This window comes from Streptococcus sp. OMI750, from assembly GCF_047463895.1.
GTDB lineage: Bacteria > Bacillota > Bacilli > Lactobacillales > Streptococcaceae > Streptococcus.
The window spans coordinates 48,299-73,357 of record NZ_JASHCZ010000007.1; the positions used below are offsets into that span (position 1 = coordinate 48,299).

22 protein-coding genes and 2 pseudogenes are annotated in these 25,059 nt (G+C 41.6%); 4 read left to right on the forward strand and 20 right to left on the reverse strand.

Annotated features, from left to right (window positions below; genetic code table 11):
- Positions 1 to 113: 113 nt before the first annotated feature.
- From QM830_RS10305 to QM830_RS10380, 16 genes and pseudogenes are all read right to left on the reverse strand, one after another.
- Positions 114 to 4,532 carry a S8 family serine peptidase gene (locus tag QM830_RS10305; RefSeq protein WP_414326906.1) on the reverse strand — a complete coding sequence of 1,473 codons (4,419 nt, stop codon included), beginning with the start codon at positions 4,530 to 4,532 and terminating at the stop codon, positions 114 to 116.
- 264 nt (positions 4,533 to 4,796) lie between these two features.
- Positions 4,797 to 5,639 carry an aldo/keto reductase gene (locus QM830_RS10310; RefSeq protein WP_414326908.1) on the reverse strand — a complete coding sequence of 281 codons (843 nt, stop codon included), beginning with the start codon at positions 5,637 to 5,639 and terminating at the stop codon, positions 4,797 to 4,799.
- On the reverse strand, positions 5,636 to 5,854 hold the full coding sequence (locus tag QM830_RS10315) for a hypothetical protein (RefSeq protein ID WP_049515157.1): 219 nt from the start codon (positions 5,852 to 5,854) through the stop codon (positions 5,636 to 5,638). Before QM830_RS10315 ends, QM830_RS10310 begins: the two co-directional genes overlap by 4 nt.
- Before the next feature lie 131 nt (positions 5,855 to 5,985).
- A complete protein-coding gene (gene nagA / locus QM830_RS10320; protein ID WP_042760248.1) occupies positions 5,986 to 7,143 on the reverse strand; it encodes an N-acetylglucosamine-6-phosphate deacetylase in 1,158 nt (385 codons plus the stop codon).
- A gap of 153 nt (positions 7,144 to 7,296) precedes the next feature.
- Positions 7,297 to 8,928 carry a Na/Pi cotransporter family protein gene (locus QM830_RS10325; protein WP_021154523.1) on the reverse strand — a complete coding sequence of 544 codons (1,632 nt, stop codon included), beginning with the start codon at positions 8,926 to 8,928 and terminating at the stop codon, positions 7,297 to 7,299.
- A 448-nt stretch (positions 8,929 to 9,376) separates the two neighbouring features.
- On the reverse strand, positions 9,377 to 9,727 hold the full coding sequence (gene rbfA / locus QM830_RS10330) for a 30S ribosome-binding factor RbfA (RefSeq protein WP_003003976.1): 351 nt from the start codon (positions 9,725 to 9,727) through the stop codon (positions 9,377 to 9,379).
- A gap of 75 nt (positions 9,728 to 9,802) precedes the next feature.
- Positions 9,803 to 11,812: pseudogene (gene infB, locus QM830_RS10335) on the reverse strand (translation initiation factor IF-2); the annotation flags it as partial.
- 99 nt (positions 11,813 to 11,911) lie between these two features.
- Positions 11,912 to 12,535: pseudogene (locus QM830_RS10340) on the reverse strand (translation initiation factor IF-2 N-terminal domain-containing protein); the annotation flags it as partial.
- A gap of 16 nt (positions 12,536 to 12,551) precedes the next feature.
- Positions 12,552 to 12,851 carry a YlxQ-related RNA-binding protein gene (locus QM830_RS10345; RefSeq protein ID WP_414326911.1) on the reverse strand — a complete coding sequence of 100 codons (300 nt, stop codon included), beginning with the start codon at positions 12,849 to 12,851 and terminating at the stop codon, positions 12,552 to 12,554.
- Positions 12,844 to 13,140 (reverse strand): RNase P modulator RnpM, encoded by a 297-nt coding sequence (gene rnpM, locus QM830_RS10350; protein WP_009732306.1) that lies wholly within the window; start codon positions 13,138 to 13,140, stop codon positions 12,844 to 12,846. Before rnpM ends, QM830_RS10345 begins: the two co-directional genes overlap by 8 nt.
- Before the next feature lie 14 nt (positions 13,141 to 13,154).
- The gene (gene nusA, locus QM830_RS10355; RefSeq protein ID WP_009732305.1) at positions 13,155 to 14,297 is read right to left on the reverse strand and encodes a transcription termination factor NusA; all 1,143 of its coding nucleotides are present in this window, start codon (positions 14,295 to 14,297) and stop codon (positions 13,155 to 13,157) included.
- Positions 14,298 to 14,341: 44 nt separating this feature from the next.
- On the reverse strand, positions 14,342 to 14,821 hold the full coding sequence (rimP, locus tag QM830_RS10360; protein ID WP_414326913.1) for a ribosome maturation factor RimP: 480 nt from the start codon (positions 14,819 to 14,821) through the stop codon (positions 14,342 to 14,344).
- Between the two features lie 97 nt (positions 14,822 to 14,918).
- Positions 14,919 to 15,554, reverse strand: a complete 636-nt coding sequence (trmB, locus tag QM830_RS10365; RefSeq protein ID WP_414326914.1) for a tRNA (guanosine(46)-N7)-methyltransferase TrmB — start codon at positions 15,552 to 15,554, stop codon at positions 14,919 to 14,921.
- Complete coding sequence (gene ccrZ, locus QM830_RS10370) at positions 15,551 to 16,345, reverse strand: cell cycle regulator CcrZ (RefSeq protein ID WP_023920250.1); 795 nt, start codon at positions 16,343 to 16,345, stop codon at positions 15,551 to 15,553. The genes trmB and ccrZ overlap by 4 nt, the downstream gene beginning before the upstream one ends.
- A gap of 40 nt (positions 16,346 to 16,385) precedes the next feature.
- The gene (locus QM830_RS10375) at positions 16,386 to 17,441 is read right to left on the reverse strand and encodes an ABC transporter permease (RefSeq protein ID WP_414326916.1); all 1,056 of its coding nucleotides are present in this window, start codon (positions 17,439 to 17,441) and stop codon (positions 16,386 to 16,388) included.
- Positions 17,438 to 18,169 carry an ABC transporter ATP-binding protein gene (locus QM830_RS10380; RefSeq protein WP_009732300.1) on the reverse strand — a complete coding sequence of 244 codons (732 nt, stop codon included), beginning with the start codon at positions 18,167 to 18,169 and terminating at the stop codon, positions 17,438 to 17,440. Before QM830_RS10380 ends, QM830_RS10375 begins: the two co-directional genes overlap by 4 nt.
- A gap of 67 nt (positions 18,170 to 18,236) precedes the next feature.
- On the opposite strand from QM830_RS10380, the gene QM830_RS10385 reads away from it, so the two are divergent.
- Together QM830_RS10385 and QM830_RS10390 are read left to right on the forward strand one after the other, a co-directional pair.
- Positions 18,237 to 18,650 (forward strand): HIT family protein, encoded by a 414-nt coding sequence (locus tag QM830_RS10385; RefSeq protein WP_009732299.1) that lies wholly within the window; start codon positions 18,237 to 18,239, stop codon positions 18,648 to 18,650.
- A gap of 13 nt (positions 18,651 to 18,663) precedes the next feature.
- On the forward strand, positions 18,664 to 18,954 hold the full coding sequence (locus tag QM830_RS10390) for a hypothetical protein (RefSeq protein WP_414326919.1): 291 nt from the start codon (positions 18,664 to 18,666) through the stop codon (positions 18,952 to 18,954).
- Positions 18,955 to 18,975: 21 nt separating this feature from the next.
- Here the strand turns inward: QM830_RS10390 and brpA are convergent, their stop codons facing one another.
- The 4 genes from brpA to QM830_RS10410 form a co-directional block, all read right to left on the reverse strand.
- Positions 18,976 to 20,169 (reverse strand): biofilm formation/cell division transcriptional regulator BrpA, encoded by a 1,194-nt coding sequence (brpA, locus tag QM830_RS10395; RefSeq protein WP_414326921.1) that lies wholly within the window; start codon positions 20,167 to 20,169, stop codon positions 18,976 to 18,978.
- Positions 20,170 to 20,182: 13 nt separating this feature from the next.
- The gene (locus tag QM830_RS10400) at positions 20,183 to 20,713 is read right to left on the reverse strand and encodes an N-acetyltransferase family protein (protein ID WP_414326923.1); all 531 of its coding nucleotides are present in this window, start codon (positions 20,711 to 20,713) and stop codon (positions 20,183 to 20,185) included.
- Positions 20,706 to 21,161, reverse strand: a complete 456-nt coding sequence (gene tsaE / locus QM830_RS10405) for a tRNA (adenosine(37)-N6)-threonylcarbamoyltransferase complex ATPase subunit type 1 TsaE (protein ID WP_414326925.1) — start codon at positions 21,159 to 21,161, stop codon at positions 20,706 to 20,708. The genes QM830_RS10400 and tsaE overlap by 8 nt, the downstream gene beginning before the upstream one ends.
- Before the next feature lie 167 nt (positions 21,162 to 21,328).
- Positions 21,329 to 22,750 carry an NCS2 family permease gene (locus QM830_RS10410; protein WP_009732294.1) on the reverse strand — a complete coding sequence of 474 codons (1,422 nt, stop codon included), beginning with the start codon at positions 22,748 to 22,750 and terminating at the stop codon, positions 21,329 to 21,331.
- Positions 22,751 to 22,925: 175 nt separating this feature from the next.
- Here QM830_RS10410 and QM830_RS10415 point away from each other — a divergent pair, with 175 nt between their 5' ends.
- Complete coding sequence (locus QM830_RS10415; RefSeq protein WP_049471729.1) at positions 22,926 to 23,738, forward strand: Cof-type HAD-IIB family hydrolase; 813 nt, start codon at positions 22,926 to 22,928, stop codon at positions 23,736 to 23,738.
- A gap of 190 nt (positions 23,739 to 23,928) precedes the next feature.
- Complete coding sequence (gene adhP / locus QM830_RS10420) at positions 23,929 to 24,951, forward strand: alcohol dehydrogenase AdhP (RefSeq protein WP_003003874.1); 1,023 nt, start codon at positions 23,929 to 23,931, stop codon at positions 24,949 to 24,951.
- Positions 24,952 to 25,059 lie beyond the last annotated feature (108 nt).

Sequence of the window (25,059 nt, forward strand, 5' to 3'; positions counted from 1 at the left end):
AGCCCTTCTTTCTTGACTAGTATTATAGCAGATTTCTACATCCTTGTAAATAAAAATCCGTATGAATCAATTGTTCCATACGGATTTTAGGCTAACAAACAATCTTATTTGGATTAAGGACGTCTTGCAGCTTTTGGTTTTTTACCATGAAGTTTTTTCTTGGCATTTTTCAAAGCTGTCAAAGCATCTTTTACATCTTGCTGACTTGCTCCTGGGTTTGAAAGGATGGTTTGTGCATCCTTGAAGGCAACTAAGTAAGCTTCTTTTTCTTCATTTCCAGCATAGATGAATTTAGCATTCTTTTCTTGGAACTTCAATTCTTCCTTGATGTATTTTTCAAGGCTTGAAAAATCAGTTGCTTTCCCATTTAATTTTCCTTCCGCACGGCTCAACTCAGCAAGCGCTTGATTGATTTGTTCTTGTTTCACAGTTTGATCTACTGCAAGTAAAGCCACTGTTTGGAAGGCACGATCGTAGTCCCGACGTACTTTTTCTTTGGCATTGGCATACCGTCCAGTTTTAGTTGTAGCATCGTAAGCCTGCATCGCTTCTTTCAAAGCTGCAACATTTGAGTCTTTGCCATCCAAAGCTTGACTGGCAGCTTTAAGACCAGCCACTACCTGGTTGACTTGCTCTTGACTGACCTTATTGGTCAAGGCTGCTTGAGCAGCTTGCAAGGCTTGATCATAGGCTTCTTTCTTATCGGCACTCGCATTGAAGTAGTGAGCTGTCTTGATAACATCCGCTTGGTTGTTTAAGGCAGCTAAGAGATCTACTTTTGAGATCACTCCAAGACGGTAAACATTGTTTCGACCTGCAACAACTGTAATCACCGGCGCTTCCTCAGCCAATTCATAACCTGTCGGAAGGGTTGCAACTAAAGTATATTGACCGGTTGCTACTGATTTACCAAAGCCATTCTTACCATACTTTTCAGCAGGCAATACAAAATTTTCGCCCTCTGCACCTTTCAATACGAGCGTAGCAGCTTTTGAAACTGGTTGATCAAAGCGAATGCTGACTGGTGCGTATTCCAAGGTGTTGGCAAGGAATGCGATCGTTTGGAAACTATTCTCTTCTGTCAAATCGAACTCTTGCGTCAAGCTGCTGACAAATTTCACTTCAGTACGATCATAGGTAAAGATTTCTGCAATATAATGGCCAAAGTTCAAGAAGTTGATATCTTTTGTTTTATCAACTGATACATATTGACCATTGCTGTCCTTAATACGATAGACGTACATGGTGTCCAAATCTTTGTTGGTCTTAGCATCACGCACTGCAATTTGAACCCGACCACTATTTTGATCCCGTACCAAATCAGCTAATGAAATGTAATCCACGTTGCCTGCAAAATCTTCTACATAATAGTAGATATTCTTCTTCTCGATGTTTTCAGGAAGATCGAAGCTACCATCTTCATTGGCCTTAATGACATGATAATTTTCTAGAGCACGCGTACCATTCTTATCTTCATTGGTTTGGACCATCGTTCCTTGATCATCAAATGGTGTGACATAAACTAGTTTTTCTGTCAAGATACCGCCTTCACCAACATCTTTGGATTTACGTGCTACAAACTGTTGTGCTCCGTCTTTAAAGCGAATATATCCAGATGTAATCACTGGTTTTTGAGTATCGACCCGAACCTTGAAGGTCGTTGATTGCTCTTCAGCTCCTGGAACCATTGGGGTATAACGGATGACATAATCATATAAACCGTCTGCTACCGCATTTCCATTGGCATCGCTACCAGACCAAGCAGTATTATCTAATGTGTAGCTGCGTGGGTTCTTTTGGTCACCGTTGAAGAAGTTCTTACGATGGTCAGATGGTGTTCCTTCCCAAATTGGATGTTGATGTTCCGTATCACTTGCTGCGTAGACACTTGCACGAAGGTTTTCAATATTTCGAAGAGCAACTGTCTTGTATTCGACGAAATCTTTATTTCCATCTTCATTTGGTGAAATGGCAATGCGAACATTTCCGTTTTCATCTAGTTGAAGGGTGTGAGTTCCTTCTGCATTTTCGTCAATACCAAGGACTGTCATCCGACGACCATCTCGTTTTCCTTGAGTGAGAAGGAAGTCATTTTGCTGAGTGACGAGCGCAGAAACATTGGCACTCGATGAGATATTTAAATCTTTTGGAATATGGTAGTAGAATCCATCTTTTCCTTCGCGAACCAAATCATAGACCGGCTTTTCAACTGCGGGAAGATTTTGGAATTCTCCCTTGAAGCCCATAAATGGTATGCTGACCACATCTCCATCATCTGCTGGATCAACAAAGCGAACAAACCCTTCAAGGAAATAGCCGTTTGGCATTTCTTTGCTCAATTCTTCTGTGAATTTACTTGTGTCGACTTTCACCGTAACTGTTTCAGAACTATGTGCTTTCACAGTCACTTCTGGCCAAGCAGTTTCTGTTAATTTACGTGGGCGAAGAGTAAATTTACCATCTTTCACTTCATCTGTGTCTGTATTGACCAGCATCTTCAAGGTACGATCAGTATCTGAAATATTGTGAACTGTAACATCAAATGTAAAGCTATCTCCAACATTTCCAAGAGTGACACTTGGGTAATTGTTTTCACCAGTGACATACAAGTCTGTTGATACGGAAGCTGCCGTATCGACCACCCCTGCTCCCTGTTGACGAGGAGAAGTATAAGCACCCGTTTCTTTATTAACATGTGGTTTAGCCGTAGACATGATCAAGGCTTTCACTGTTTCAGAAACTTGTTCTGGAGTTAATTCTGGGTGATGCTTCACAAGGTATTCTTTGACCAAGGCGGCGACACCTGCCACGTGAGGAGAAGCCATACTTGTACCACTCAAATCTCCGTAGGTATTGTCATTCAAAGAAGAGAAGATATTGCCCCCAGGTGCTGTTACATCTGGTTTCAACTGACCGTCTGTTGTGACTCCCCAGCTTGAGAAATCTGACAATTGATCCGCCTCTGGAGATGGGCGATTGGCCATGGTATTGTTGAAGACAATTTTGTAGGATCCTGCTTTAAGAGCTTCCCCATAACGTTTTGAAATGAAGACCGATGGGATTTTTTTTGCATCCCCATCGATAGACATACCAAGATTAGAACCATCCACATTATTGTAGACCAAAGCTCCTGCAGCACCATGATGGAATGCATTGGCAATTTTTTCTGAGAATGGAATTTCCCCACGTTGGATAAGGGCTAATTTACCAGTAAGGTCTAGATCTTTGAAATCATCCTCTTTCCCAAGTCCAACAGATACATATTCATACTCTTTGCCTTTTTCAAAGTCAGCATCTGCAGCAGATTTACTGTAATCAAACTTTCCATTATCTGCTTCCGCATGACCTTCCAAGCCTTTAACTTCAAAAACTTCTGTTGTAATGATTTTGTTATTGATGGAGGCAACAGAGATAGAGTCCTCTACTGTTGAAGGATTTCCAACCAAGCCATAGTCCGGATTTTCAGCTGCTGGTCTTGAATAACCGTTCCCAAAAGTATTGCTATTTCCGGCGGAGATTAAGACAGATACACCTTTGGCACGCGCCCGTTTGATGGCATCAACAATATCTGAATCAGCATTGACCGTAGAACCAGTAGACGAGCCAAGACTCATATTGATGGTATCTGCACCGAGAGCCACCGCATCATCAATTGCTTTTACATAAAGTGCAGAACCAGTTGTTTTTTGCCGATCTGAAAAGACACGCATGAACATGACTTGTGCTTCTGGTGCTACACCATAGATTTTTTTACCATTTCCTGCTTCTTTTTCAGGATTCCCCGCTGCAATCCCGGTAACATGCATCCCGTGAGAATCTCTTTCAGCTTCTTTTATATTATCGGTACCATCAAAGTAATCATAGGCATAGACGACTTTATCATTGTACCATTTCCCATAATCAATTCCTGCTGCTTTCTTGGCTGCTTCCAATTCTTCTTGATTTTTGAACTTGGCTTTTGAAGAATCGGTAATACGAAGAACCTCATGGTTGACATCCAAACCAGAATCAATCACGGCAACTACCATTCCTTCACCTTTATAACCTTGGTTCCAGGTTTGTGGAACAGTAATAATCTCGTTGCTTTCAATACTTTGAGGTTTTTCAGCTCCATTACGGCGCTCACTTGTTTCAGAGCTTGTCGGAGTAGCCACTGCTGTAGCTTTTTCTACCGGTTTAACTGTCTCTTCCGTATTTGTTTGTGGAGCAGCTGTTCCCTCTTTAGGAGCCTCTATTTTTTCAAGAACAGTAGCCTCTTTGCTAATAGCTTCTTTTTCCGTAATAGCAGTTTCTTTAGAAACCTCTACTTTTTCACTAGTGACTGTATTCGCAGTTTCTGCAACTTGTAACTCTTGTTTTTCAGCTGGTGGCTGTTGAATAGGTGCTACAAGTTGTGTTTCAGTCCTCGTTTGGCCCGTTGCTTGTTCATCTGCACTCGCTTGTGCAGTTCCAAATACCAAAACAGCCCCTAATAAAACTGAGGCTACACCAAATTTGTATTTTCTTAATGAAAAACGCTCTTGTTTATTCATAGAAACTCCCCTTTTATTTTAATAGTAACTATTATAGCGCAAAATTGTCTGAAAATTCGATCAAACCTGAATTGTAACACAAATGTAACATTTACGAACGTTACTAATTATTAATTTATTTTCGTTCGATAAAAGGAAGATATGTGTAGAAATTTATTATAGAACGTCTGTTTTTGTTAGTGTTTTAAAACTATTTAATGGTTAAAAATATTTAAAAACCGAGAACAAAGGTGTCCTCGGTTTTTAATAAGTAGAACTTTTCTCTTAAAATTCTTTACTATCTGGATCTGGTGCACCTGATTCAACCGGAAGATGGCGAAGGAGTTCCACATCATCTGCCGTCAATTCAAAATCAAAGCAATTTAGATTACTTGCAATCCGCTCAGGCGTAACCGATTTGGGCAATGGAAGGAAGCCTTCTTGCAAACTCCATGCCAGGGCTAGTTGAGCGACAGTCTTTCCATATTTGGCAGCCATTTCTTTTACTTGTTCATTTTGGAACAATTCTCCTTGGCCAAAAGGTCCCCAAGCTTCTAGTAAAATACCATGCTTGCGACTTGCTGCAATGGCTTCGCTTTGGTAAACCCCAGGGGCTAAACGAATTTGGTTCACAGCCGGTATGACGTGAGCTGTTTCAAGGAGGGCTTCCAAATGATGAGGCAGAAAATTGCTAATACCAATAGCCCGAACCTTGCCAGCAGCTAGCATATCTTCCATGGCTCGCCAAATCTCAGCGTTTCGCACTTTCCAAGCATCATTTTCTCGAAGGGGCTTTGGATTTGGCCAATGAATCAAATAAAGATCGACATAGTCCAAGCCCAGTTTTTCAAGAGACGCTTCCAAAGCAGCTTGAGCATCTTCATAGGTGTGATTCGTATTCCAAAGTTTGGTGGTAATAAACAAGTCTTCGCGCTTAAGACCACTATCCTTAATGGCACGACCAACGCTCTCTTCATTTTGATAAATCGCAGCTGTGTCAATATGGCGATAACCTGCTTTTAAAGCAGCTAAAACAGCTTGATAAGCTTCTTCTCCATCCGCTGCTTTCCAGGTTCCAAATCCCAATACAGGAATCTCCACTCCATTATTTAAACGATAATGATTCATTTTTTCTTTCCTTTCTTCGATTTCGGTTTCTTAGGCCCTCGAAGCTTGAGCTCTGGCTTAAAAATATTTTTCTTGGTTGGCTCCATCTTCTTGCTATAAAAACTATAAACTAAAAATGCCCCACCAACGATCACAATAAAGATATTTTTTCTTACAATACCATAGAGCAAGAAAAAAATTCCCATCAATAAAAAACGTATATCAATTGCCTTCATAAGCTACCTCACATTTCAATTCCCATTATAGCATGAAAAGACAGCATTCACAAAATTGCACTACCATTGGTAAACAAAAACCTCTCTAGGTATAACCTAGAGAGGAAGTATTCTATCTTCGATTCTTGAATCTAATTGGTAGCTTGGTAACGTTTGACACCATCGAGATAGGTCGCAACCAGATCCAAATTTTGGTCAAGTACGATGAAGTCCGCATCATATCCTTCACGGATTTGACCACAAACATCATCAATATGGACTGATTTTGCAGGATTAAGACTGGCCATCATCACTGCTTCGTGAGGGTTAGCAATCCCCCACTCTACAACATTTTTTAATCCATCTTTCAATTTTAAGATTGAGCCAGCTAGATTACCAGTTGATTTCAAGCGAGCAGTCCCTTCAGCGACCACAACCGGGAATTCCCCAAGCATATAGTCCCCGTCTTCTAAGCCCCCAGCTGTCATACAGTCAGTAATCAAGGCAACATTTTCTTTCCCTTTTTGTTTCATCAGGATATCACACGCTAGCGGATCAACGTGATGGCCATCACAGATCAACTCTGCTGTAGTATGAGGCAACTCATACATAGCACCAACCATACCGAGTTCACGGTGTGTCAAACCACGCATACCATTGTAGGCATGAACCCAGACACTCGCACCTGCATCAACCGCTTTTTTAGCTTCTTCAAAAGTAGCATTGGAGTGGCCAAGGGCGACTGTCACCCCTTCTCCTGTAATGGTCCGAACAAATTCTTCTACCCCTTCACGCTCGGGGGCAAGGGCAATCTTATTCAACAGACCATTGGCAGCTTTTTGCCAAGCCCGGAATTCTTCCATACTTGGATCCTTCATATAAGATGGATTTTGAGCTCCCTTGTATTTTTCTGTGAAATAAGGTCCTTCAAAATAAATCCCGCGAATCTTAGCTCCTGTTGCTTCTTTGTATCGTGCACCGATATTTTCAGTTACTGCCAAAAGTTGTTCGTAAGAGGAAGTCAGGGTCGTAGGCAAAAAGCTCGTAACCCCTGTACTCAAGAGACCTTCACTCATGGTATGGAGAGTGCCTTCGATATTGTTATCCATCACATCTACCCCACCAAAACCGTGAATATGGGTATCCACCAGGCCAGGCGCAATGCTGTAACCAGAATAATCCAATACATCCGCACCTTCTGGTAAGCTTTCCACATGTTTTCCAAACTTGCCATCAACAAGCTCCAAATAGCCTCCACGGCGAACCCCATGTGGGTAATAAAATTGATCTGCTTTAATATATGTAGACATAAAATCGTCCTTTCCATTGTAGGAACTGTGTTCCATTTATATTCATACATATTATAACGCTTTCACTTCCATTTGTAAATGGTCTAGACCTATTTTTGAATAGATTCCAACAAAAAACAGAGTAAGCTTCCTACTTACTCTGTTTGACGTTCCTTAAATTTGCTCGATTTGTACTTTCTCAGCGAGATTCATGGCATGGTCTGCAACACGTGTATAGTGAGAAATGATATCAATAAAGTTCACTCCGGCTTGAGGTGTACATTCACCGTGGTTCAAACGACGAATATGGGTTTTCCGAAGTCTTTTCTCCAACTTTTCAATTGCCTCGTGACGTGCTACCAATTGGTTTGCAAGACTCACATCATTGTTCTCAACAGCTTTTAAGGCATCCTCTACAAATTGATGGGTTTGGTTGTAAATATCTTCCAATTCAGCCAAGGCCGCTTCTGAAAAGACGACTTTCTTACGAATTAAATAATCGGTCAGATTGATCAAGGCTTCCGCGTGATCTCCAATCCGCTCCAAATCCCGTGAGGAATCTAAGATATTGGTGAGAACTTCACTTTCTCTCGGACTCAAGGCTTCACTCGACAAACGAATCAAGTAGCGAGTCAAATCATCATCAATGGTATTAATGGCTTCTTCTGTCTTATGTCCCTTTTCAGCTGTTTTTTCATTTTGATGAACAATATAATCATAAGAGAGATTAAAAGCTTTGTCAGCATATCCACCTAAATGAAGCAACTCTTTTTTTGCATTTCCTAGAGCAATCGAAGGCGCTTGAGTGATCAAGTTTTCATCCAAGTAGAGCGGTTCATATTTGACAACCTCATCCTCACCAGGAATCAGTTTGGTTACAAAGTATGCCAAAGCTCCAATGAATGGGAATTGAATGATAGTGTTGGTCACGTTGAAAGCTCCGTGAGAAAAAGCAATGGTCATTTCTGGTGACAAGTGCAAGAGCCCTTGGAAGTATTCAATCATGGCTGTAAAAGGTGTTAACAAGATCAAACAAAGGATTGTACCGATCAAGTTAAAGAGCACGTGGGTTGCTGCAACACGCTTAGCAGAAACATTGGCTCCCATCGCTGCAATAATAACTGTCAAGGTTGTTCCGATGTTGTCCCCAAAAAGGATAGGTAAAGAACCGCGAAGATCTAGGAAACCACCTGAATACAAACCTTGTAGAATCCCAATGGTGGCTGACGAAGCTTGAATCAAAACGGTGATGATGGCTCCTGCTAAAACACCCAGAATTGGATTTTTCCCAAGGGTGATCATGTACTGACTAAATTCTGGCAATTCTTTCAAAGGACTCATTCCCGCACTAATCAGGTTTAAAGCGTAGAAAATTCCTCCAACCCCAAAGAGAATCCGACCAATATTATTGGCCATTCGATTCTTAGTAAAGAAAAGTAAGACCGTTCCAAGAAACATAATCGGAAGGGCATAAGTCCCCAGTTTAAATCCAATAATGAACGAGGTGACCGTGGTCCCAATATTAGCCCCCATGATGATCCCAATGGCTTGACGCAGGGTCAAGAGACCCGCACTGACCAGACCAACTGTAATCACCGTTACCCCAGTACTAGACTGAATAAGGGCTGTCACAACAATCCCTACTAAGACTCCAAGAAAGGGATTGCTAGTATATTTATCAATATAGTAGCGAAGACGGTCCCCTGCGGCTTGTTGCAGTCCTTCTCCCATGGTTTTAATACTATAGAGAAAGAGACCCAACCCTCCCAAAAAGTTAAACAAAATTTCCTGCCAGTTAATGGACATGATCATTCCTCCAAATATGAGATCAGAAATAAAACTCCTCTCCTATTGTAAAGGATAATTTCCAATCACACAAGAGATTTCTGTAAATTTCTATTATTTTTTGAAACCGTTTTTTTCTTTCTGTTTTATTTTCCTCATTTAAGAGCCAAAAAAGAGGTTGGAAATTTCCAACCCGAGACTGTAGACAAACTATTCTTTTTTATAAATCTAATAAATTCTATAAAAAGAAATGTTACTCGTTAGAGTGATTCAATCATCTACTGAAACTTTTCGTCGTGAGAAAAGTACCTGAAACTTAATAGTTTCAGGTACTCGGAATTATTGAGACCTTAGGCTCAATAATTAGTCATGGAACTTCGAAGAAGTTCGCTGACGTCCATACTCACCTAAGGAAAGTTTCTAAGAAGACTTTGTCTTTCAATCTGGGCGTGGAAAATTTCCAACCTCTCTAGTCTTTGTTCAAATTGCGCAACATCTCATCGATCTTATTTCCGTATTCGATGGATTCGTCTTTCACAAAAGTAAGATCTGGAATCTTGTACAATTTCAGATTCCGACCTAATTCACGCTTGATGGTTCCTGTTGCTTTTTCAAGGCCTGTCTGAGCCTTTTGATTGTCTGAAGCCAAATCACTCATAATTGAATAATACACTTTGGCCATAGACAAATCACCTAGCATTTGAACATCCGTAATGGTGACACCTTGAACACGCGGGTCACGGACTTTCTTTTGTAAAATTTCGTTGACTTCCCGCTTGATTTCCATCCCTACTCGGTCTGTCCGAAAATGACTTGCCATAGGAACTCCTTTCTTTTACTAGGTTTAAAAACTAGGAAGTCCGAGAGAAAGTCCTCATTCTTCCTAGTTGTAAGATTATTTCTTAATTTCTTCCATGATGTAAGCTTCGATAGTATCGTCAGTTTTGATATCATTGTAGCCTTCGATCATCAATCCACCTTCGCGACCGTTTGTCACTTCTTTGACATCATCTTTATAATGTTTCAAGCTAGCAAGAGCTCCATCATAAATCACGACACCGTCACGAATGACACGAACTTTGGAATCACGAGTGACCTTACCACTGAGGACCATAAATCCACCGATGGTACCCACTTTAGAGACTTTAAAGGTTTCACGAATGACTGCTTCCCCGATGACTTTCTCTTCGAACTCAGGATCCAACATTCCCTTCATGGCATCTTCCATTTCTTCAATCACTTTGTAGATGATTGAGTGAAGACGGATTTCCACCTCATCAGCTTCCGCTTGTTGACGCGCTTGAGGGGTTGGGCGGACGTTAAATCCAATGATGAAGGCATTTGAAGCTTCTGCAAGGGTGACGTCTGATTCGTTGATGGCACCAACTGCTGAGTGAACGATAGTAATCTTCACACCTTCCACTTCAATCTTTTGAAGAGAAGCAGCAAGAGCTTCAACTGAACCTTGTACATCGGCCTTGATGATAACATTAACAGATTTCACTTCCCCAGCCTTCAAGGTATCAAAGAGGTTTTCAAGGCTGACACGGTTAGTTGCTTGACGTTGTTTCATCAATGCACGTTTGGCACGTTCTTCACCCGCTGCACGCGCAGATTTTTCATCTTCATAAACCGCAAAGTGGTCACCCGCCATTGGTGCTTCGTTCAAACCAGTGATAGAAACTGGAGTAGATGGTCCAGCTACTTTCACACGACGGCCAAGGTCATTGGTCATGGCACGGACACGTCCGAAAGTATTACCAACAACGATTGGGTCTTGAACATTCAAGGTACCTTGCTGAACCAGAAGGGTTGCAACCGCACCTTTACCTTTATCCAAACGCGCTTCGATAACCGTACCGATGGCACGAACTGTTGGATCTGCCTTGAGTTCTTGGATTTCAGCTACAAGAAGGACCGTTTCCAAGAGTTCATCGATATTTTGGTTGAATTTAGCTGAGATTTCTACAAACTCAGAATCACCACCCCAGGCAGTTGACATGACTCCATGCTCTGCCAATTCACCGATCACACGTTCTGGGTTGGCACCTGGTTTATCAATCTTGTTAATAGCCACAATGATTGGAACATTAGCCGCTTTTGAGTGGTTGATGGCTTCGATAGTCTGAGGCATCACCCCGTCATCTGCTGCTACGACCAAGATGGTGATATCCGTAACAGATGCACCACGCGCCCGCATAGAAGTAAAGGCCGCGTGACCTGGTGTATCCAAGAAGGTAATTTTCTTGCCATTTTCCACGATTTGGTAAGCACCGATATGCTGGGTGATTCCTCCCGCTTCACCTGTTGCTACACGTGAATTACGAAGGGTATCCAAAAGGGTTGTCTTCCCGTGGTCAACGTGTCCCATGATGGTGACAACTGGTGGACGCTCCACTAGCTCATCTTCGTTCAGATAACCATCTTCGACGAAGAAACGTTCGATATCCGCATTGTCCACTTCAACCTTTTTCTTGGCTTCAATTCCATAATCTACCAAAAGGAGTTCAATGGTATCGCCATCCAAGGATTGGTTTTGCGTCGCCATCACTCCCATCATGAAGAGTTTCTTAACGATTTCAGCCGGTTCACGTTTAATGCGTTTTGCGATTTCCGCAACCGTCATTCCATCCGTATACTCAAATTCACTAGGTAATTCATGGAATTTACGCTCTGTTACTGGTTTTGGAGCCTCATTACGGTTGTTCTTCCCTTTTTTATTTTTCTTATTGTTATTCCAGTTACTATTTTTTTGATTTCTCACTTGATTTTGACTACTTCGATTCCTTTGTTGTTTTCTTGGACCATCTTCTTCACGATCAAAATCATCGCGTTTCTTATCTGGTCGCGCTTGTTTCTTACGGCGTGTATCGACTTGAGCCGGAGCAGCTGCAACAGCTGGTTTTGCAAGATTTTCAACGGTTTTCTCTTGTACAGGAGCTTTCACTTCTGGTACTTCTACTCGCTTCCGGCGCTGTTGACGTTCTTGTTCTGCTTTAGCAGCTTGTTGTTTATACCGATCTTCACTTCCACGTGCATACTCTGCATTTTGTTCTGCTTTTAATGCTGCTGCACGAGCTTTGAAATCAATTTTCGGAGCGCCATTTACAGGATTTGGACGTCCTTGACCGTTTCCAGCTTGGTCACGGCGACGATCATTCCCTTGGTTCCGGCGGTCATTTCCTTGATTTTTTCGCTCATTACGATTTTGAAAACGATCCCCATCCCGACGGTCGTTTTGTTGTTTCTTAGGTCGATTTCCTTGTTGTTGACGACGTTCCGCCTGCTCTTTTGCACGGGCTTCGCGTTCCGCTTTAAAGTTACGACTTTTTGGTTTCGCAACTGGGTTTGGTGTTTCTAATTTTGTCTCAGTTTTTTCTTGGTTTTTGACCGGTACTGCTTCTTTTTTTTCTACGACAGCCGTTGCCTTGGCAGCCACCTCTGCTACTTTCTTTTCGACTGTTTCTTTTTTTGCTGCAAAGCTCTTGATTAACTTTTCAGCAGCATCCGTATCGACACTAGATGCATGACTCTTAACGTCAAAACCTAACTCTTTCGCACGAGTGACGACTTCTTTACTTTCCTTGCCCAATTCTTTGGCAATTTCGTATAATCTTTTCTTAGACAATTGCTGTCCTCCTCTTCTATTCCATAAGAGACCTCATTTTCTTTGAAAATCCAGCATCTACAACTGCGACGACCTTCCGGGCACGTCCAATTGCAGTGCTTAATTCTAGTGTTGAAAACACGGTAGATACTTGAACCTCATAATAGTGACCCTTATCCGTCACTTTCTTTGTCAGATTGCTAGCAGCATCATTTGCAAGGAAAACTAATTTTACTTTGCCTTCCTGGATCGCTTTAATCACGAGTTCTTCTCCAGAAATAAGCTTTCCTGCTCTTTGCGCTAGGCCCAACAGATTGCTCAACTTTTGCTTATTCAAGGCCTAACTCTCTTCTCTTCACCTTATGATCTACGTAAGCGATCAATTCATCATAGAAAGCTTCTTCCACTTCCATATTAAAGCTACGATTAAAAGCTTTCTTTTTCTTAGCAAGGGCCGCTTCTTCATTATCTAATTTAATATAAGCGCCTCGACCATTGGCTTTGCCAGTCGGATCGATAAAGACATGCCCCTCTTTGTTTTTAACAATTCGGAGCAAATCACGCTTATCAATAATTTCATTTGAAACGACCGATTTTCTTAAAGGGATTTTTCTTGTTTTTACCATGTTCCCTCCCTCTCTTAATCGACTTGCTCTTGACTACTTTCTACTTGGTCTTCAAAAGTTTCTTGAGCTGCTTCCATTTCTTCAAACTCACTAGCAGATTTGATATCGATACGGTAACCGGTCAAATGAGCTGCTAAACGAACGTTTTGCCCACGACGACCAATGGCAAGAGACAACTTGTTATCTGGAACCACAACGAGAGCATGTTTGCTGTCTTCATCATCAAAGATAACTTGGTCCACTTCTGCAGGAGCAATCGCATTGTAGATAAATTCAGCTGGATCTGGAACCCACTCAATCACATCGATGTTTTCTTCTGTAGGAACCATACGGTCCAATTTTTGATCATAGCGTGCTGGATGGAACTTGCTGGTAATCTTTTTAATGTTCGATCCACCACGACCAACGATGGTCCCAATCGCGTCTACGTTTGGATTATGGCTACGAACCGCAACTTTTGTACGATCTCCAGCTTCGCGCGCGACACTCATAATCTCAACAGTACCATCATAAACTTCAGGAATTTCTTGTTCCATCAAACGTTTGATCATTTCTGGATGGCTCCGGCTAACAAAGACATTCACCCCACGAGGATTGTCTTCTACTTTGTAGACGAATACTTCGATGCGATCATGAGATTGGAAGACTTCCCCTGGAATTTGGTCCTGTTTAGACAATTGAGCTTCGATCGAACCAAGATTGACATAGATAAAGCGATTGTCAAAGCGCTCTACCGTTCCACTCATAATTTCATTTTCATGCTCTTTATAAGTGTTATAGGTGATGGTGCGTGTTTGCTTGCGCATTTTTTCCATGATGGTTTGTTTGGCTGATTGAGCTGCTACTCGACCAAATTCAGCTGGTGCTTCTTCAAACTTGATCTTATCTCCCAACTCATAAGCAGAGCTAATGGCCAAGGCATCCTTCAAGCTGATTTCTAAGCGGCTATCAAAGACTTCATCCACTACTTCACGAACGGTATAAACACGGAAATCTCCAGTTTTTTCATTGAATTCAATCGCTGCACTTTCTGCTTGTCCATAACGACGGCGATAAGCTGAACGTAATGATTCTGTGACCGCTTCGATGATATCTTCTTTTTTGATCCCTTTGTCTTCTTCCAAAATGCGGAAGGCTTCTAGCATTTCTTTACTCATGTTTTTCTTGCCTCTTCTATAAAGGCATCCTTTCTTTCATTCTGTTACAATTTTACAGCCAACCTTGCTTTGGATACAAGGTTATAAGGAATATCCACTGTTTTTTTCCGTGTTTTATCCATATACTCAATGGTCAAAACATCCTCTTCAAAACCTACCAAGTTCCCCTCAAAGACCTTTTGCTTTTCAATAGCCTTATACAAGCTGATATTGATATACTTACCAAGAGCTCCCTCAAGGGATTCCTTGGTTTTCAAAGGTCTCTCCAAGCCAGGACTGGTAACTTCTAAAAAGTACTGTTCTGGAAATGGGTCTGGTTTGATTTGATCCAGTAACGGACTAATGATTTCTGTCAAATCCGCTGTGTCATTCAGTGTGATTCCTTCTGGTTTGTCTACGAAAATGCTTAAGACGTAGTCACCACCCATTTTGCCATATTCAACATCGACCAATTCAAATGGTTCCTTGATAGCTGGCTGAATCACTTCTGTTACTAAGTCAACAATCGTTGCGATGGTTGCCACCTCCTCATAGATAAGAGGCGAAGATATTTCCCCGCCTCTCCTTTTCTATTCATTTAAAGTATTATAACACGATTCCCCAATGATTGCAAGGAATATGCTAAAACTGTGCTTCCACACGGTAAATGACCTGTCCTTTGCTGGAGAACTTCTTCTCGTATTCGGTCATCACATTCCCCTCAAAATCGCTAGCATGAAGGTCTAACCAGACTCCCTTCAAAGTCATCCCATATTGCGAGAAGCTTACCAAACTGTATTCAAACAAACCTCGGTTGTCTGTTTTAAAGTGAATCTCTCCGTGTTTCGGAAGAATTTGCTTAAAGGTATCAAGGAAGCTCTTGTATGTCAAGCGACGCTTCTCATGACGTTTCTTTGGCCATGGATCTGAAAAATTCAGATAGAGCTGATCAATTTCTCCGTCTTCAAAATAGTTAGTCAAGCTATCCCCATCTACCCAAAGTAATTTAATATTGGGAACATCAGCTTCCAGAACTTTATCTAAAGCATAGCTCAAAACTGATTTTTGGATATCGATCCCAATGTAGTTGATCTCTGGATTAGCCTTGGCCATCCCAGTGATAAAAGCACCTTTTCCACTTCCTACCTCAATATGGATCGGATGATCATTCCCGAAAATCTTATGCCACTTTCCCTTAGCATCTTCTGGATTTAAGATCACATATTGTGGATTGGCTTCCAGTAGTTCTGTTGCTCCTTTACGATTTCTAACTCTCATATTTCCTTTCCATATTTCAACCGGAAATTGCGCAGAGCATAGATCTCGCGATTGACATTTTCTAGATCATTGTTTTCATAGTATTTAGCAATTTGCCACAAAAAAGAATATTGACCAAACCAATAGAGTTTGTCAAAGACCTTTTGGTTATACTTGTAACCATAATAACCTAACCAATCACGCCAATTAGAATCTGGAATATAGTGACTCAAGATATGCGCCACATCCAACATCCTGTCAGTTAAACGAACGGAATCCCAATCGACTAGATAAATCAAGCCGCTCTCTGTCTCAATCCAGTTACTATGACGGACATCCCCATGGACGATCGTCGCATAATCCTCCCGAAAGGCTGGCACTGTCTTACGTAAATTCTTTACGACTGATTGGATGTAGTGGTTCTGACGTAGGGCAATTGGCAACCGGTTACTCCAAGAATTGAGCAACTCTAAAGGAGATTCCACCGGATACCCAAGTTTCTTTAATTGAGTCATCAAAGGTCTAGAACGGTGCAATCTCGTTAAAATATTGACCACTTGTTTTTTTGACATTCCATTTGGCGTGAGAATCTCCCCATTCAACCATTCTTGGGCACTCATCACATTTCCATCTGGCAAACGTCGACTCCATAGCAATTGAGGAGCAATCTGTTCTTTTGCTAGACCCGCAAGGATTGGGGTCGTATTCATTTTTACAAAAACGCGCCCACCATCTGGGTAGGTCCCCATGTAGGCCTTCCCACTCTTCCCAGGAATTGGGGTGAGGCTTAGCTCTTTTTCATTCGAGTCCATCTTTTCCTCCGTAAAAAGTTTCCAATCTATTTTACTAATTTTAACGACTTTCGTCAACCAAGCGCGCCATCTTAAATGGAAGGTAGATCAGGGTTAATGCAAGTGTATAAGCTAATAAGCCCAGCAACAAGACTTTATCTGACATAAAGACCAACCCAATCACCCCTTCTATCACTGTTACAATCCCCATTAACAAGCGAATTGTTTTGTTCAATCCTGCCTTTTTACTTCCTTTTTTCATTGGAAAAAGAAGGGTCAAGGGTTGGTAATCAAAAGCACTATAAAGGCCCAACAATTGAAAAATGATCAAGTAATTGAGCAAGGCTACAAGAGCGATCACCACTAGAGGTTGAGGAATAAAGACCATAGCAAGAATCGACAGAAGCAAAAGTCGTAGTGTCATGGAGAAAAGATCACCGTTACGTAGGAAGGAGCGCATATACAAGTGAAGCCAAGTATTCCCATGTGTTTTAGGAAGTAGGGCCAAGAAGCGATCCAAGTAGGCTCTTCTTTTGACACTATTCGTGATCCCTTTCACCGTTGTAAACAGGGCAAAAAAGCGAAGAATCATTTGTTTCCTTGCATTCTCACGAGCAATGGTCCAGATCCAATTTAGATTGCCATCCTGATAGAAACGTTTAGCTTTCCAGCTAAAGACAAGCCCTTTAGCTACCCCTAAAATAAAAACGTAAGCCACTATTCCCAGTGCATTCATCCCCGTTGCAAGAAAAAGGGGGATGAATAATATGAGGACAAAGCTTTGAATCAAAAGCCACAATACAAAAGACTTCTTAACCTGCCCCTTGATATGATTTTTTATTTCCTCTTCTTTCACTATAAGAAATAACGCATCTGGCTTCTCTAGGTAGGTCGCAATAGAGCCAATCGGTACCAAGAAGAGCAAACCAAGCAAGAGACTCCAGCGGATCAGGCTCGGATCTTTGGGTAGTTCTTGCAAGAATTTGCTGTATTGAACTGCTAAAAATCCTATAAAAATGAGCATAAAGAGGACGAAATGATCATTGAGAACATAGCGACTGTATTTTACACATTGAGTTCGAAACGTTTGTTGCCGTTTTTTCATCAACTCTTTCATGCTGTTTCCTCTTCTGTCAAGGTCATGTAGATATCATTTAGACTTGCTTTCTCATCCCCAAAAGTTGAACGCAGCTCATCTAAGGTCCCTTGTGCTCGGACCTGACCCTTATGGAGGATCACAAACCCATCACACATCTTTTCAGCCGAATCCAGAACGTGGGTACTCATCAAAATTGATTTTCCTTTTGCCTTTTCATCTGCCAATAATTGAATCAAATCTGCAATTGCAACAGGATCCAATCCCAAAAAGGGTTCATCGACAATATAAAGACTTGGATCCACTGCATAGGCGCAAATAATCATGACCTTCTGCTTCATCCCCTTTGAAAAATGGGTCGGGAACCAATCTAATTTTTCAGCCAAACGAAATCGTTCCAACAAAGGCTGGACGCGCACCATGACTTGATCTATGTCTAAATCATAGGCGAGGCTTACGGTTTCGATATGCTCCCTCAGGGTTAATTCCTCATAAAGACTTGGTGTTTCTGGAATATAACCGATTTTCTTCCGATATTCAGTCGGAGCTTCTGGCAGACTAAGGCCATCAATCCGCACTTCCCCAGCATATGGATGCAGGAGACCAATAATTTCATTAATCGTGGTTGACTTTCCAGCTCCATTTAGCCCAATTAAACCAATCAGTTGCCCATCAGGAACCGAAAAGCTCACCTCTTTCAGGACAGGGATGTTGACATAGCCCCCTGTCAACTTATTGATTTCTAACATATTTTCTCCGATTTCTGGTATAATGTTCTTATATTATAACAAAATTTAGTCTAAATGAGGTGTATTTATGGTTGACGATTGTATTTTTTGTAAGATTATAGCTGGCGACATTCCTTCATCCAAAGTTTATGAAGATGAGGAGATCCTCGCATTTTTAGACATCTCTCAAGTTACTCCTGGTCATACTTTAGTGGTTCCAAAGAAACACGCTCGCAACCTACTAGAGATGGACGAAACCGCCACAGCTCAACTATTTGCACGTGTCTCTAAAGTTGCTAAAAAAGTAGAAGCCGCTACTCAAGCCAAGGGAATGAATATCATCAGTAACATGGAAGAAGTTTCTGGACAGACTGTATTTCACACCCATATCCATATCATCCCCCGCTATTCTGACCAAGATGAGCTTGCTATCTCATTTACCGAGCATGAGCCGAATTTTGACCAGCTGGCCACGCTCGCAGATAAAATCCAAAACAGCTAAATAAGGAGGCCATATGAAACTCAAAAATCTCTTTTGGTTTGCAACAGGAGCCAGCATTAGCTTCCACCTGGTAAAAAATCGTCAAACAATCAAAACAGAAGTGACTGAATCTCACCAATTGGTCAAGGGGATGCAAGAAAACTTAGCAAAAATCCAACGCAACCTGGAAATTATCCAAGACCAAAAATCCATTCTTCAAGAATTAGTGACAGACTTCCAATATAAGACCAGGCTCTTTAGCCAGCAAGCAAGTGCTTCCCTACAGGAAATTCAGGACACATGGAATCCAAACAAAAACGATTGAGAAAACTCAATCGTTTTTGTCTTATTCTGATGGTAACGCAGGTGTAAGGGCGCTAGACTCTGTGGCCGCAGGGGCAACGGGCGTTACCGGTGGAACAGAACTTTGGGGCGTCACCACTCCTGTATCCTGACTCGATGGTAGAACTGGTAGTTGATTAAACTCTTGGTAAACAGGAGCTTCCTCAGAAGCTGCTGGGTTTTCATTTTGAGAAGAAGAAGAATTCTTTAAATCTTCGTCTCCATCCATTAGATATGCATTGGTTTTCAGTGTCTTAATCTCTTTCTTTCCCAAGGCTTTGCGGATAATATTTTGAATTTTCAAGAGATGTTTAGAGGTTACAATCTGATAACTTCCACCATCTGCCAAGGTCGCATCTTCTCCTTTTAATTGGTACTGATGAATGTTCGAAAGCGCATCTCGGTAACCCAATAATTGAAGCAAACTATTGCTATCGAGAGCAATATTCGTTTGCATATTGTCACTAACAGAATCAATGATTCCTTTATAGTGGCTCAAACTATTGAGACTTAAGACTTTCTCGACGATCTTTTTGATCACTTCTCGTTGGCGTTTTTGACGTCCATAGTCCCCATCTGGGTCCTGGTAGCGCATCCGTGAATAAACGAGCGCTTGATCTCCATTAATCTCCTGCTGTCCTGGTGCAATCTTTGCTGTATATTCAGGCTCATTTTCTTCGATGGAAATATCAAAATCAAATGGATTGTTAACCGTAATGCCACCAACCTTATCCACTAATTGAACCAGTCCCTTCATATTGATCATGACATAACGATCAATATGAATATCCAAGAGATCCTGAATCGTCTTAATAGCTAACTTAGCTCCACCTTGAGCATAGGCTGAATTCAATTTCGCTTGGACAGTTTCACCATCAGAAGTAATATTGGTCAGAATATCTCTTTCCAAGCTGGTCATGGTCGTTTCCTTTGTTTGAGGATTGACGGTTACCAAAATCATGGTATCACTATTTCCAGCCCAAGGATCTTCCCGAGAACCGCTTCCTGTATCAACCCCCATCAAAAGGATGGTCATCGGCTTATTTTCCGCAATGACATTGGTCTCATTTCCAAAGCTCTTATAAGTCTTACTGAGGGTTCCTGTCGTCTGATTGAGAATAGTCAAACCATAGGCTCCAATTCCAATCACCGTTACCGCCAATAAACTCAAAAACATTAAAATAATTTTTTTTACCATATAGAATCTCTCTTTAATCTATCAGTTTTCCCATGAGGTAAACCTCTAAAAATTCTCCTTCAGCTGAACATGCTCCGCGAGCTTGGCAACCTTCTATCTCAAATCCTAGCTTTTTATACAGATGAACCGCTCGTTCGTTGCGGACTTGCACATTTAGGACTAATTTTCGAAGAATGCCAGTCGAGTGAGCCCACTCGATTCCTTCTTCTAACAAGATCTGTCCAAGCCCCTGATTCCAATAAGCTCTCTGAATCACAATAAAGACATCACCAATATGCTGAACAGACCGTTGGGGAGCAGCTGTGATATTTAACAATCCGGCTAGTGTTTGGTCTACAAATAATAAGAGACAAATCCGGTTAACCGCCGTCTCTTGTAGCAGCAGAAATTGTGCCATATCAGTTGGGGACATGCCAATACCAGCTTCATCCAAGGTCATATAATCGGACTCTTTACCAACTTGATTTAAGAAATCAACAAGGAGAGTCGCGTCTGTCGTTTCAGCTTGTCGAATCTCTAATGGAACTTCTTTCTCCTTAGGCATCTGTATCTCCCGCTTGCTCAAAGGATGCTACCAAAGCCTCTGCGCGCGCTCCATGAGCTTCGAATTCCAACTCTCGCCCATCTTCCAATTTTCGGATAAAAATTTTCAAATAAGCATCCGAAAGACTGGGTTCAATCAGCTCTCCCCATTCAATAATGGTAGCACCCTCTCCAAACAGAAAATCATCTAAGTCAATGGAATCTGGATCATTCCCAATTCGGTAAACATCTAAATGATAGAGAGGCAGACGTCCTTCATATTCCCGAACGATGGTATAGGTAGGACTTTTAATCATCTGATCAATCCCTAAACCTTTTGCAATTCCCTTGGTAAAGGTAGTTTTCCCAGCCCCCAAATCACCCGATAGGATGATCACATCCTGTTTTTCTAACAGTTTTCCCAACTGTTCTCCTAGAGCGATCAGCTCTGTTTCATTGTGACTAATCATTTTTCTATTATACCAAACTTTTTAAAATTCTGCTCTTTCTTTTAGAAATTGTCCGCCTAAGAATTCCTTTTGAAAGAGAAGGATTAGGATTCCTTCTAGACTACTGGCCAACAAAAAAAAGAATGAGAGCAGTGAATTGCACTCATTCCTTTTTGTTTCCCCCTTGATTAATGCAAGGCCATACTAATATAGTTCAAAATAAAGAGAACATCCAAGATCCAAATCATGCTGTGCACTTCTTTGGCTTGTCCTTTAACCACTTTCACCAAGCTATAGGTGATAAATCCAGCAGCGATCCCTTGAGTAATCGAGTAGCTGAAGCCCATAAAGATAGAAGTGAAGAAGGCAGGAACGGCCTCTGACATATCTTCCCAATGGATATTTTTCAAACCACTCAACATCATGATTCCCACAACAATCAAAATTGGTGCTGTAGCTGCTGTCGGTACAATCGCTAGCAATGGACTAAAGAGACTTGAAATAGCAAAACAGATCGCTACAACCAAGGCTGTCAGACCAGTTCGTCCACCCGCTCCAATACCGGCTGCAGATTCAACATAGGTCGTTACATTAGATGTCCCTGCAATGGCTCCGACTGAAGTCGCTACGAGGTCAGAATAGAGAGCTTTATCCAATTTCGCTGATTGATGATTTTCACCATTTGTTGCAACAATCCCTACTTTTTCACCAGTACCGATCAAGGTCCCGATGGTATCAAAAATATCGGTCAAGGAGAAGGCTAAGATTGCCATTAAGGTTTCAGGCAAACGAGACGTATTGGAAATCAACGAACCCAATCCTTTCGATCCTAAAGCTTGACCAAAGATCGTGCCTAAATCATTAAAGGCAGCTCCTAGATGGTTACTTGCAAAGTCGATTTTGCTGATATCAACAACATGGATTAGAATTCCAAGAACCGTCGTCACTAAGATGGAAAGGATAATCCCTCCCTTAATCCCTTTGACAACAAAGAAAATGGTAATCGCAAGACCAACAAGGGCCAAGAGGACGACTGGATTGTTAAAATCAACCAAACCAGGAACAGCAGATGCATTGGCTGAGATCGTTGCATTAGCCTTATCTGCTCCTTCTCCGACCACTGTATAGGTATGAGGGTCAATCGTAAATTTCAAAAATCCTGCATTCTTGATCCCAACATAGGCCAAGAAAATCCCAATCCCCGCTGAAATAGCAGAGCGTAGGGCTGTCGGAATCGATTCGATGATCATCTTCCGAACATTTGTCAATGTGATGATCAATGAAATCACACCACAAATGAAGACCATTCCCAAAGCTTCCTGCCATGAGTAGCCCATACCAAATACAACGGTAAAGGTAAAGAAGGCATTCAAGCCCATTCCTGGTGCTTGTGCATACGGTAAGTTGGCATAAAAAGCCATCATCAAGGTTCCGACCACAGATCCAATAATCGTTGCAAGGAAGACCCCTTGAGCTGGCATACCTGTTTGTGACAACATTTGCGGATTTACGAAGAGGATATAACTCATCGCAAAAAAGGTTGTCAGACCAGCAAGAACCTCTGTCCGAACAGTGGTTCCATGTTCTGAAAGTTTAAAAAACTTATCCATTTCAGAATAAACTCCTTTTTCATCATTCTCGCTCCCAATCAATTTGCGAACGTTATATCTATTCTACCAAAAGATCTTTCGCCTTTCAAGAAATCCCGCTTCTCTTCTCGATTTTTGAGCGCTTTTCCGATTTTTCTGATATAATGGTCTCATTCTTCTCGAAAGGAACTGAAATATGCATAAAAAAATGATCGCTCTCGATCTAGACGGAACCCTCTTAAATTCCGAAAGCAAATTGAGCGACTTTACTATTGATACGATAAAAAAAATTAGTGCTCTTGGCCATAAAGTCATTATTACAACAGGCCGCCCCTACCGTATGGCACATACCTATTACAAACAACTAGAGCTAGATACTCCGATGATCAATTTTAACGGCTCCCTTACGCATCTACCTGAGAAAAAATGGGCAGATGAACAATGTTTGACTTTAGATAAAAAATACCTGTTAGATATGGTCGCTAACCGAGACACTATCCAAGCGGACTTTATAGCAGGCGAATACCGCAATAAATTCTTTATTACCGATCCAAATGAGCACGTTGCAGATCCTAAATTATTCGGGATTGAATCTTTCCAACCAGAAAATCAATTCAATCCCGAGCGGGTAACGAGCGACCCAAACTGTATTCTCTTTCAAACGAAAGCGGAAGACAAATATGCTCTGGCAGATGAAATGAATCGTCATTATGACTACAATCTGTCTATCAATACTTGGGGTGGTCCCTTAAATATTCTGGAATGCAATCCCAAAAATGTGACCAAAGCATCTGCTCTGACCTACCTTCTAGATAAACTCAATATGGATCAGAAGGATTTGATTGCCTTTGGAGACGAGCACAACGATACCGACATGCTAGCTCTCGCTGGTCATGGATACGCCATGAAAAATGCTAGCTCCGTCCTTCTCCCTTACGCGGATTCCGTCACAGATTTCACAAATAACGAAGATGGTGTCGCGCGCCAACTCATTCAATTATTCTTATAAAACTAACAGACATGAGTTATCCCCTCATGTCTTTTTCTGCGCCAAATCCTTAATCGGTTAATCAATACCGCCCTTTTTTTCCATTTTTTTCATTGCCTCGTTATCTAGTTTGTGATATTATTAACATAGTTATTAAAGAAGCGCTTTCAAAAATTCTAAACCGCTTCTCGTTCACTTAAGGAGGAACAAAATGAAAGCTGTTGTTGTAAATCCAGAAGGTACTGGTGTTGAAATCGTTGCAAACAAAGACATGCGTCCACTTGAAACAGGGGAAGCACTTGTTCAAATCGAATACTGTGGTGTCTGCCACACTGACTTGCACGTTGCTCACGGGGACTTCGGTAAAGTTCCAGGCCGTGTTCTTGGACACGAAGGAATCGGTATTGTTAAAGAAGTTGCTCCAGATGTCAAGAGCCTAAAAGTTGGGGATCGTGTCAGTGTCGCATGGTTCTTCGAAGGATGTGGAACTTGTGAATACTGTACAACTGGTCGTGAAACTCTTTGCCGTACTGTAAAAAATGCTGGTTACTCTGTTGATGGAGGAATGGCTGAACAATGTATCGTTACTGCAGATTACGCAGTGAAAGTACCTGAAGGATTAGATCCAGCCCAAGCTTCTTCTATTACGTGTGCAGGTGTTACAACTTACAAAGCCATCAAAGAAGCCAAAGCTGAACCAGGACAATGGATCGTTATCTATGGAGCTGGTGGACTTGGAAACTTGGCTGTTCAATATGCTAAGAAAGTCTTCAACGCACATGTCATCGCTGTCGATATCAACAATGATAAACTAGAATTGGCGAAAGAAGTTGGTGCAGACTTTGTCATCAACGGTCGCGAAGTTGAAGATGTCCCAGGATTGATTAAAGAAAAAACAAATGGTGGAGCTCACTCTGCTGTCGTAACAGCTGTTTCTAAAGTAGCTTTCAACCAAGCAGTAGATTCTGTTCGTGCAGGCGGCCGCGTGGTTGCAGTTGGTCTTCCTTCTGAAATGATGGACCTCAGCATTGTGAAAACTGTATTAGATGGTATCCAAGTCATTGGTTCTCTTGTAGGAACTCGTAAAGACTTGGAAGAAGCCTTCCAATTTGGTGCAGAAGGCTTGGTAGTCCCTGTCGTTCAAAAACGTCCAGTAGAAGATGCTGTCAAAGTCTTTGACGAAATGGAAGCTGGAACCATTCAAGGACGTATGGTACTTGACTTTACCAACTAACTAACTGAACCTACCAGACTAGCTCAACTGGGCTGGTCTTTTTTGTGTGCTCTCAACCGATCCATCTCCCGGGTTGTTATATCTTTATTTTAATTTTTTGATTTATTT